Origin of the sequence: Helicobacter mehlei, from assembly GCF_003660265.1 — a bacterium.
Taxonomy (GTDB): Bacteria; Campylobacterota; Campylobacteria; order Campylobacterales; family Helicobacteraceae; genus Helicobacter; species Helicobacter mehlei.
Genome location: NZ_QXQP01000031.1, coordinates 1 through 10,726 on the forward strand (window position 1 = coordinate 1; position 10,726 = coordinate 10,726).

9 protein-coding genes and 1 pseudogene are annotated in these 10,726 nt (G+C 46.2%); 5 read left to right on the forward strand and 5 right to left on the reverse strand.

Translation table 11 applies throughout. The annotated features are described in order from the left end of the window. The first annotated feature begins 371 nt into the window (after window positions 1–371). From EAO36_RS07630 to EAO36_RS07650, 5 genes are read left to right on the forward strand one after another with little or no spacing between them, the layout of a single operon-like run. On the forward strand, window positions 372–947 hold the full coding sequence (locus tag EAO36_RS07630) for a cytochrome c3 family protein (protein WP_120948777.1): 576 nt from the start codon (window positions 372–374) through the stop codon (window positions 945–947). Window positions 948–956: 9 nt separating this feature from the next. Further along, window positions 957–3,473 carry a molybdopterin guanine dinucleotide-containing S/N-oxide reductase gene (locus tag EAO36_RS07635; protein WP_120955951.1) on the forward strand — a complete coding sequence of 839 codons (2,517 nt, stop codon included), beginning with the start codon at window positions 957–959 and terminating at the stop codon, window positions 3,471–3,473. Further along, the gene (gene mnmG, locus EAO36_RS07640; RefSeq protein WP_120948779.1) at window positions 3,466–5,355 is read left to right on the forward strand and encodes a tRNA uridine-5-carboxymethylaminomethyl(34) synthesis enzyme MnmG; all 1,890 of its coding nucleotides are present in this window, start codon (window positions 3,466–3,468) and stop codon (window positions 5,353–5,355) included. Before EAO36_RS07635 ends, mnmG begins: the two co-directional genes overlap by 8 nt. Continuing rightward, window positions 5,352–6,485, forward strand: coding sequence for a succinyl-diaminopimelate desuccinylase (gene dapE / locus EAO36_RS07645; RefSeq protein WP_120955952.1), 1,134 nt, complete (start codon window positions 5,352–5,354; stop codon window positions 6,483–6,485). Before mnmG ends, dapE begins: the two co-directional genes overlap by 4 nt. Before the next feature lies 1 nt (window position 6,486). After that, window positions 6,487–6,840, forward strand: a complete 354-nt coding sequence (locus tag EAO36_RS07650) for a DsrE family protein (RefSeq protein WP_120948781.1) — start codon at window positions 6,487–6,489, stop codon at window positions 6,838–6,840. Here EAO36_RS07650 and hsrA read toward each other — a convergent pair. From hsrA to EAO36_RS07675, 5 genes and pseudogenes are all read right to left on the reverse strand, one after another. Next, entirely contained in the window at window positions 6,837–7,517 is a 681-nt protein-coding gene (gene hsrA, locus EAO36_RS07655) for a homeostatic response regulator transcription factor HsrA (RefSeq protein WP_120948782.1), read from the reverse strand. The two genes, EAO36_RS07650 and hsrA, sit on opposite strands and share 4 nt — an antisense overlap. 161 nt (window positions 7,518–7,678) lie before the next feature. Then, the gene (gene argS / locus EAO36_RS07660; protein WP_162983118.1) at window positions 7,679–9,301 is read right to left on the reverse strand and encodes an arginine--tRNA ligase; all 1,623 of its coding nucleotides are present in this window, start codon (window positions 9,299–9,301) and stop codon (window positions 7,679–7,681) included. Then, window positions 9,301–9,573: a twin-arginine translocase TatA/TatE family subunit gene (gene tatA / locus EAO36_RS07665; protein ID WP_120955953.1), complete on the reverse strand. Its 273-nt coding sequence runs from the start codon at window positions 9,571–9,573 to the stop codon at window positions 9,301–9,303. Before tatA ends, argS begins: the two co-directional genes overlap by 1 nt. A 57-nt stretch (window positions 9,574–9,630) precedes the next feature. After that, complete coding sequence (gene gmk, locus EAO36_RS07670) at window positions 9,631–10,248, reverse strand: guanylate kinase (protein WP_120948784.1); 618 nt, start codon at window positions 10,246–10,248, stop codon at window positions 9,631–9,633. After that, window positions 10,245–10,726, reverse strand: a pseudogene (locus EAO36_RS07675) (hypothetical protein); the annotation flags it as partial. The pseudogene EAO36_RS07675 and the gene gmk, both read right to left, overlap by 4 nt.

A 10,726-nucleotide genomic window follows, 5' to 3' on the forward strand; every position in this document is an offset into this window, starting at 1 on the left:
TCTTTAGTTTAGTGATGTGTTTTTGCAAGGTGTAGGGCTTTAAGTGTTTTTTAAAAGTCTATAATGCCTCTTATGTAAGGTGATACAATGGTCCATAAAAAATGCCATAGAAGGTACAAGAAATTTGTCTGTATGCTCATTTTTTAATGTTGGTTTTTGTGTGGGGAGATTGTGCCTTGTGTTGATTAACTATGCCTTTGGGGATTTGCCCTTGTTGAGTGGCTTAATTTTTTCAAGTCCAACCACTAGTGGCTGTCTAAATGGAGAATTGGGGATTGTGGGGGTTATTTTAAGTATGCATTAAGTATTCGTTTAGTTTTTTCACAATACAATAAGTGCGGATTAGGATTCAATACCTTGGGAAGTTTTGGATGAGAAGTTTTTTGATTTCTTTTTTGATAGGCATGGAGTTTTTGTTTGCCAAGAGCATGGTTTATTCTCCAGAGGTTGTAGCCCTCTACTTGCACCCAGAGGATTCTAAGGTGGTGGGCAAACTTTTACCCACAAATGGATTTGAGGTTTTGCAGAGCACCCCTAAGAGGGTGTTAATCAGTCTGGAGGGGTATGTCAATCCCAAAGCCCCTTTTGCTCTTTACTTTAACGATCACCAAAGGATTTTGGTTGCTGCTTTTGCCAAAAACACGCCTTTGGAATTTAAGAGCAAAGAAACTTCTAAGGTAGGCAAATGGGATAAGGTGCGCTTAGAGGTGTGGGCAGACAAAAAGGACTTTGTATCCAGTGATGCCCAACTCTTCAGCCATGCCAAGGAGTTATTCACCAATAATTGCGGGACTTGCCACGCCCTACATGCCACCCATGAGTTTAACGCCAATGCATGGCCTTCTATCTTTAAGTCAATGGCCAGCCGAACGGGTATAGACAAAAAAGATCATTGGTTGGTGATTGAGTATTTGCAAAAAAATGCCAAAGATAGCAAAAATCCTTGAAAGGTTAGTATGTTAGATCGCCGCAAATTTTTGAAATTAGGGGGGTGCTTGGGCGTGTTGCCCTTTGCCCCCTCTCTTGTTTTGGGTCAAAAACCCCAAACTTTTATCAAATCTGGGCCAGTGAGGAATGGCAAGGTCGTGAGTGCCGCGCATTGGGGCATGCTAGAGCTCACGATCAAAGAGGGGCGCATTATTAAAAGCGAACCTTTAGAAAAGGTTACCCAAATGGATAACCCCTTGCAACACTACACCCCCGATTTAGCTTACCACTCACGGGTAAAATACCCCTATGTGCGCAAATCCTACCTAGAAAACCCCGATCACCCCAAACCAGAGCTAAGGGGCAAAGACCCTTTTGTGCGGGTGCGCTATGAAGAGGCTCTAAAACTCATTGCTAGAGAACTTAAAAAAACAAGAGAGATCAAGGGAGCTAATGCCATTTACGGGGGGAGCTATGGTTGGAAATCCACTGGGAATATGCAAAATGCGCGCACCGCATTACAACGCTTTTTAAACCTCACAGGGGGGTTTGTGGGCGGACTGGGGGACTACTCTACAGGGGCTTCTCAGGTGATCATGCCCTATGTGATGGGTTCTATTGAGGTCTATGAACAACAGACCTCATGGGAGAATATTTTACAACACTCTAAATGTGTGGTGATTTGGGGGGCCGATCCGCTTGCTACTTTGCGTATTGCCTACACCGCTACCGATCAAAGAGGGATTGCCTACTTTGAAAAGCTCAAGGCAAGCAAGATCAAGGTGGTTTGTATCGATCCGGTCTATACAGACACAGCTAAATTTTTAAACGCCCAATGGGTTGCCCCACGCCCTAATAGCGATGTGGCTTTGATGTTAGGCATGGCCAGCCACTTGGTAGCGCGCAAAAAGGTTGATTACAAATTTTTAGAAACTTACACCACTGGTTTTGATCGGTTTTTAACCTATTTGCAAGGCAAAGAAGATGGGGTTAAAAAAGATGTGGCATGGGCTAGCCAAGTTTGTGGAATCAAATCAAGCACCATTGAAAAATTAGCCGAGTCCTTTTATGATCAGCCCACCATGATCATGAGTGGGTGGGCAATGCAACGCGCCCACCATGGCGAACAACCCCATTGGATGCTTGTTACCCTCTGTGCGATGTTAGGCCAAATTGGGAGCAAGGGCGGGGGCTTTGGTTTGAGCTATCATTATAGCAATGGGGGTGTACCCACTTGTAAGGGCGGGGTGATCTCTGGGCTAGATGTGGGATCACTGGGTCTTTGGAAAAATGGTAAGTTTCAAGGTTTGGCTAAAGATCATAGCGATCACAATACTGAAGAGTGGTTGCGCCAAAATGCAGGTCTATCCTTACCCGTTGCTCGAATCGCAGACGCTCTTTTAAATCCGGGTCAAAGCATCGATCACAATGGGCGCAAGATCACCTACCCCGATATTGATTTTCTTTACTGGGTAGGGGGTAACCCTCTGGTGCACCAACAAGATACCAATAAAAATGTGCAAGCGTGGCGCAAACCACGCACCGTTGTTGTCCATGAAATCTATTGGACTCCCACGGCTAAGATGGCAGATATTGTCATGCCAGCGACCACTTCCTACGAACGGGACGACATCAGCATGACCGGGGATTACTCCAACATGCACATTGTGCCGATGAAACAAGCCATCTTGCCTGTTGGGGAGAGTAAGGACGACTACCAAATCTTTTGCGATCTGTGTAAAATCTACGATCCCGCTCTCTATGACATCTATAGCGACCATGGCAAGCACGCAAAGGATTGGATCAAGCAGTTTTACGACAATGCTCGCAAACAAACCAAAAGCTTTGGAGTGGCTTTTGCCACACCCATGCCCAGTTTTGAGGAATTTTGGGCCAAGAATAAACCCATTGTATTTGAGGCCAACGCGGAGAGCATGGAATGGGTGCGCCATGCCGACTTCATTGAAGACCCAATTTTAAACGCTTTGGGCACCGATTCGGGCTTGATTGAGATTTATTCCCAAAGCATTGCCAAATACAATTATGAGGATTGCAAACCCCACCCCACATGGTTTGAGCCCATCGAGTGGTTGGGCAATGCCACCAAGCAAGCACCCTTCCACCTCATCACCAGCCATCCAAAATACCGCCTCCACTCACAACTATGCCAAACCAGCCTACGGCACACCTACGCCATTCACGATCGCGAACCCCTTTTGATCAATACCCATGATGCTCAAAAATTAGGCATCCAGCATGGTGATGTGGTGCGGGTATTTAACAAGCGTGGGGAGGTGCTAGCAGGGGCACATGTAAGTGCGCATATCCGCCCGGGTGTGGTGCGTTTGTGCGAAGGCTCATGGTATGATCCTGATGCTAAGGGGCTTTGTAAAAGCGGATGTGCTAATGTCCTCACTTTGGATATGAGTGCCTCCAAACTCTCTAATGCCAATATTGCCCATACAGCTCTAGTCAATATCGAAAAATATAAAGGTCCTTTACCCAAGATTAGTGCCTTTAGCCCCCCCAAGATCAGCCATGTTTGATATCGTTGTTGTAGGCGGTGGGCATGCGGGTATTGAAGCCTCTGTTGTGGCGGCTAAAATGGGTGCCAAGGTGCATTTATTAACCCTGCTCATTGAAAATATCGGGTTAGCCAGCTGTAACCCAGCTATTGGGGGGCTAGGTAAGGGGCATTTGGTCAAAGAGGTCGATGCGCTGGGCGGGGTGATGGGCATATTGGCCGATAAAAGCGCATTGCAACTGCGTACTTTGAATGCCTCTAAGGGCCCAGCTGTGCGCGGGACGCGGGCACAAATTGACATGGATGCTTACCGCATCCATGCCCGTAACTTGGTGTTAAGCACCCCTAATTTGAGCGTGTCCCAAGAGATGGTAGAGGGGCTTTTGGTGGAAAATGGTGTGGTGGTGGGGGTTAAAAGCGCGTTGGGCAAGGAATACCGCGCCCAAAGGGTGATCTTGACCACAGGCACTTTTTTACAAGGCTTGGTGCATATTGGCAAGCACCAAAGCCAAAATGGGCGTTTTGGGGAGAGCGCATCGGTGCAACTCTCTTTAAACTTGGCTTCTTTGGGGTTGGAGATGGGGCGGCTCAAAACGGGCACTTGTCCTAGATTAGCAGGTTCTAGCATTGATTTTAGCGATTTGGAGAGGCATAGTGGCGACTCCCCCCCACCCAAATTTAGCCGCAGCACGCAAGATTTTAACCCCACACAGCTCCCCTGTTTTATCACCTACACCAATGCTAAAACCCATGCCCTCATCCAAGAGAACTTCCATTTAGCCCCGATGTTTAGCGGGCAAATTGAGAGCGTGGGACCACGCTATTGCCCCAGCATTGAAGATAAGGTGTTCCGCTTTAAAGATAAAGAACGCCACCAACTCTTTTTAGAGCCCCAAACCATGAGCGCGAGTGAATACTATGTCAATGGTCTGAGCACCTCTTTACCCTTTGAAATCCAAGAGCAAGTGATCCACTCCATCAAGGGCTTAGAACACGCCCAGATCACGCGCTATGGCTATGCCATTGAATACGATTTTGTCCAACCTACAGAGCTCAAACACACTTTAGAGACTAAAAAAATCCCCAACCTTTACTTGGCTGGGCAAATCAATGGCACCACTGGCTATGAGGAGGCGGCTGCGCAAGGGTTGATGGCGGGGATCAATGCGTGTTTGTCCTTAGAGCATGTGCGCCAAAACTTGGCATACCCACATACAAACTTGATTTTAAAGCGCAATGAAGCTTATATTGGGGTGATGGTTGATGATCTGGTTACAAAGGGTACACAAGAACCCTACCGCATATTCACCTCACGCGCCGAGTACCGCCTATTGCTTAGAGAGGACAATGCACGCTTTAGATTGGGTGCTTATGCCCACATGCTAGGCTTGATTGGTGATTACTCCCAATTGCGCGCCCAGCAAAGCCAAATTGAGCACGCCCTAGAGCAACTACAAAAGATGTCTTTTACCCCCACCAAGCAGACTTTGCAAATCTTGCAGGATTTAGATCAAGCCCCCATTAATGATAAATGCAATGGTGTTTTTTTAGCCGGGCGTGAAAGCTTAACTCTTGAGGACATGCCCAAATTATTGCCCTGCTTGCAAGGTTTGGATTTAGAGGTCTTAGAACAAGTCAGGATTGCATGCAAATACCATAGCTATATTGAAAAACAGAGCGCATCCATTGCGCACATGGAGGCGATGTTGCAAACTAAAATCCCCGATGGATTTGATTTTGACCTGCCTGGCCTGAGTTTGGAGGCCAGAGAAAAGCTTAACAAGTTCCGTCCCGTAGATTTATTTGGGGCTTCCCAAATCAGCGGGATCACCCCCTCGAATCTAGAAGTGCTTCACCTCTATATCCATTTGCACCATAAAAACCACACCAAGGCTCTTTTGTGAATCCTTTAAGCGTGGTTTGGCTAGCCAGAGAGCTCATCACTTTTAAGACCATCACACCCAAAGAGGAGGGCATTTTTGATTTGATCCAATCCTTGTTTCCGGGATTTGAGGTGGTGCGCGCTGACAAGGAGGGAGTAAAAAATTTATTTTTATACAAACGATTGGGGGCTTCTGACAACCCTCTACATTTTTGCTTTGCCGGGCATATTGATGTCGTGCCTGCTGGAGAGAGCTGGAGTGTTGATCCCTTTGGGGGTGTGATTAAAGATGGATTTTTATACGGGCGGGGTGCACAGGACATGAAAGGGGGCGTGGCAGCACTCTTGTGTGCCGTGCATGATTTCTGCAGACAAGAAAATAGCCCCGATGCTATCCTTTCTATCTTGCTCACTAGCGATGAAGAGGGTCAGGCACTCTATGGCACCCAATACATGCTAGAGGTGCTCCAAGAGCAAAATCTGTTGCCCCATTTTGCCCTAGTGGCCGAGCCCACCAGTGCAAAAACTTTGGGTGACAGTGTCAAATTAGGCAGGAGGGGTTCCATTAGTGGGCAAATTGTCGTGCATGGTATCTGCGGGCATGTGGCTTATCCTAAAACTTGTTTAAATCCCATCGATCTCATCGCTGATAAGCTCATGCACATTTCAGGAGCTCTTTTAGACAAGGGAAATGATTTTTTTGCCCCCTCCAAGCTGGTTATCACCACTCTCAAAAGTGTTTCACAAGCCAGCAATGTAACGCCCCAAATTTTAGAGATTTATTTTAATGTCCGCAATTCGCCTCTCACATCTGCAGAACACATCCAAAAGTTTTTAGACACGATCTTAGCCAAAGTGCCTTGCGATATTGAACTCACCACAAATTCCAAACCCTTCTTATCCTCCCAAGACTCCCCATTAGCCATGCAAACCAAGCGTGCGATCTTGGATACACTCCAAATCACCCCAGAGTTTAACACCAAGGGGGGCACCAGTGATGCACGCTTTTTGCATGCCTTTGGGGTGGAGGTGGTGGAATTTGGTTTGTTAAACGATCGCATCCATGCGCTAGATGAACGGGTATCTTTGAGCGATTTGGAAAAATTACGGCAAGTTTTTTTAAGATTGCTCCATTTGATGTTAAAGGATTAAGATGACACGCAAAATTTTACTTTTCACCTCTGATAAGATTGGAGAGGGGGAGCTAGGTCAAAAGGTGGAGGCTGGCTTTATTGGCACGCTTTTAAAAATACCTGCCGATCTGTTGCCCTCCAAAATCATTTTTCTAAATCGTGGCGTGCTCTTAAGCACCCAAAATTCTTTAATCGACAATGCAGAGACGATTCGCGCTCTTCAAGAGTTAGAAAATCTAGGTGTAGAAGTCCTCTCCTGCCAAGCCTGCTTAGAACATTTCAAAGTGCTAGACAAGGTCTTAGTGGGTAAGGTGAGCAATGCCCTAGAGATTTTACCCGATCTCTTGAGCTCTGCTGGGGTGATCTCTTTTTAGTTCTCTGCACCGCTTTTGGGGTAGCAGAAGCGGTAGCCTCTACGGCGCACAGTTTCCACCGTAGAGATGCCTAAGGGCTTGTCCATTTTTTGGCGGATTTGGTTGATCGCCACCTCAATTACATTGGGGGTTACCAGCTCGGGCTCTTCCCAAATAGCATCTAAGAGTTGCTCTTTGGACACGATTTGATCGCGATGGCGGGCTAGATGGGTGAGCACCTCAAAGGGCTTGCCCTTAACCTCAATCTCCTTGCCCTTGTAGATGATCTTTTCTTCATCGGGGTTAATGACCAAGTCTTCGATCTCGATGATACTCGATCCCCAAAACCTGAGCCGTGCCTCAATGCGGGCGACCAAAACGCCCAAATCAAAGGGTTTAGCGATGAAGTCATCAACCCCCTCCTTAAATGCCTTGATTTCCTGCTCACTGCTGGCTTTGTTAGCCAACATGATGCTCACAATGGAGGGATGTTTAGTCTTGGCATAGGGGATTAGGCTCAGGCCATTGCCATCACTAAGCTCCAAGCTAATCAAGATCAGATCATAGTTGCGGATACTAATATAATATTCCCCATCCTCTAGGTTCTCTGCCACATCCACTTGAAAACTGCGTTCATTCAAGTAGGCACTAATGTCCTTGCTGAGGTTGGCATTGTTTTCGACTAACAAAATACGCATCTTCATCCTTTTTGACTTAAACTTAAATTATTATAACATAGTTTTTAAAGGTCTGGAAAATTTAAGAGAAAAACACGGGTTTTTTAGGTATAATGCACCCGACCAGTTTTTCTGGTCGCGCGGGCGGGGTAACCTCCCCCTCCTTATCTCCGCCCGTTGCTTTACATTTTCGTTTTAGCCTCTATTCCCAAGATTTTTAATCCGATTGTCAAACTCAAGCTCACCATCCGGCAGAGTTTTAAGTATTTGAGTTCTTGAGGCGTGTCTAAGATACGGTGTGCGTTGTAAAAGCTATGAAAATTAGCGGCTAAATTTTGCAAGTAATCACAGATTTTTTGCAACTCGCGATCCTCAAAGGCACTTTGCAAGACTTTGGGCAAATTGAGCGCATTAAAGAGTAAATGGGCGGGTGCGCTGGGGAGATTCTCTAGAGAATTAGCATTAATGGTTGCCAAACTGGCTGTAGGTTTTTCCAAAAACTTATTGAGTAGCGTGTGGATGCGTGCATTGGCGTAGTGGATATAAAAAATGGGGTTGCTACTATCCTGCTTTTGGAGGCTAGCAACATCAAATTCTAAATGCGTGTCTAGCTTTTTGCTCAAAAACACGAAACGCAGGGCATCTTTGCCAATGTCCTGTAAAACATCCTTGAGCAAGACAAAATTACCTGCGCGCTTGCTCATTTTATAAGGTTTGCCCTCTTGCAACAACGCAACCATTTGCACCAATAAGACTTCTAATTTATGCGAATCATAGCCCAAGAATTGCAGGGCGGCTTTAATGCGCGCCACATAGCCATGGTGATCGGCTCCAAAAATATTGATGTAGCGATCGTAGTTTTGCGCAAATTTATAGTCATGGTAGGTGATGTCCCCAGCGATGTAGGTAAAGCTCCCATCAGCCTTTCTGACCACCCGATCCTTTTCATCCCCAAAGGCACTGGATTTAAGCCACATTTTCCCCTCGCTCTCATAAATCCCATTAGCCTCTTGCAAGCATCTAAACACCCTCTCTTGGTGTTCAAACATCGCCTTTTCACTCACATAGGCATCCATGCACACGCCTAGCTCCTCTAGGCTCTCTTGAATCTCAACAAGCATGCAATTTTTGGCAAATTCCCCTAACTCTGCTATGCATGCTTCTTTTTGACTCTGATCGTAGAGTCTAGCCTTGCCAAAATGTTCTAAAGCCATATTGGCTAGCTCAACAATGTATCCTCCTTGATAACACCCCTCTGGATACACCACTCCAAGCCCTCCTAGTTCTTGGATTTTTAAAAACACCGAAAGACCGAGTGTTTTGATCTGAACGCCCAAATCATTGACATAATATTCAGGGTGCATTTTAAAACCCAAAAAACGCCCCAAACGGCATAGGCTATCCCCAAAGATCGCCCCGCGCGCATGCCCAATATGCAAGGGACCAGTGGGGTTAGCACTCACAAATTCTAGATAAATGCTCTCCTGCTTGGCTTGTTCTTTACCAAAATCCTGCCCCAAAGCCAAAGCCTCATTGCAAAGCGCATCTAAAAAACTCTCTTGGAGGGTGAAATTAATGTAGCCATTCAAGGCTTCTATGCGCGCAAAGACCTTTTGGCACTCCGCATTTTGTTGTAGCCGCTCTGCTAACTCTAGGGCAATGAGTTTGGGGGCTTTTTGATAACTCTTGGCTAAAGAAAACGCCACTACACTCGCATAATGCCCTAAATCTCTATCTTTGGGGTGCTCTAAGATGATCTCCACCCCCAAAACCCGTTCTAAAAGGGTTTTGATGGCTTGGTGCATCATAGATGTTGTTTGGGGGCGTCGCTGGAAGTTGCGTGTTGGGGCTGGCTAGGTGTGGCTGTTGTGGGTTGCGCCGGTGAGGGGCTATCCACCACTTTAACCTCTTCAGATTTCGCTTTGCCCTCTTCTTCGTCCTCTTTAATGGCTTTTTTGAAATTCTTAATCCCGCTACCCAGACCCTTTGCTAACTCGGGAATTTTTTTCGCACCAAATAGAAGTAAAATCACAAATAAAACAATGACCCAATGCCAAATGCTGGTAAAACCACCCATGGATATCCTTTACTTTTTAAATGGGCTTTATTCTACTACATTCTTACTTTGAAAACCCTAGTTTCCACTCCATGCCTGATAAAGCGCATCTTTAGGGAACATCTGCTGTTTGTAGCGCAAGGTTTTAGCCACGCTCAACACCATCTCCTTAGCATCTTCTAGATTGTCATTGATCAACACATAGTCAAATAAATCCACATCTTGCAGTTCTTTAAAAGCCGTTGCCATGCGCCTAGCAATGACTGCGAGGCTATCGGTTTGGCGTTTTTCCAAACGATCTTGGAGCACTTGGGCGTTTTTGGTGGTGATAAAAATCGAAGTGGCTTTAGGATAGACCTCCCTAACACTGCGGTGCCCTTGCACATCAATATCAAATAAAACTAATTGTTTGGCTTGTAAGGCCTCTTGAATGGGCTTTAATGAAGTGCCATAATAGTCCCCATGCACGCATGCCCACTCTAAGAATTGTTGGTTTTCAATGCCCGCTAAAAACGCCTCTTGACTCACAAAATAATAATGTTGCCCCTCTATCTCGCCCTCCCTTTTGGTGCGGGTGGTGGTGGAGATGGAAAAATAGACATCTGGGAGGCTTTGGAGCAGGTGTTTAATGAGCGTACTTTTGCCCGCACCACTGGGTCCGGCTAAAACCAAAATTTGGTAAGCGTGATCGCTCATTCTTTATCAACCAACTGGATACGTAAGACCTTATTTTCTAAAATCTTGGGATCAATGGGCAAATCTTTTAAAAGAGTTTGCAAATCTAGCGTATTTAGGGTAATGGTGGCTGGTACGCTTGGTTGTGTGGGTGCTTCTTGTGTGAGCAGGGCTTGGGGTGTGGGTTGTTGTTCTGGTTGTTGTGGGAAAGGCTCTTTAGCCCCCTCTTGAGCTTTAAGAGATTCCTCATAAGAACCATCCATCACACTAGTCATCACAGCGGTTGGGATATCCTCAATGTGTTCGATCGTTTGGGGTTCTGGGGTTTTGGGGTGCGTTGGCGCAGGCACGCTATCGGGCATATCTTGCTGTGCTAGCTCTTCTGCATCCTCTAGGTTTAGGTGTTGCTCCTCTGTTTCTAATCCTGGCTCTGACACTTCTTGTTCTGGTGCCACTTCTGATTCTACGGCCCTAGCTTCTGCCCCCTCAGTCTCTAACT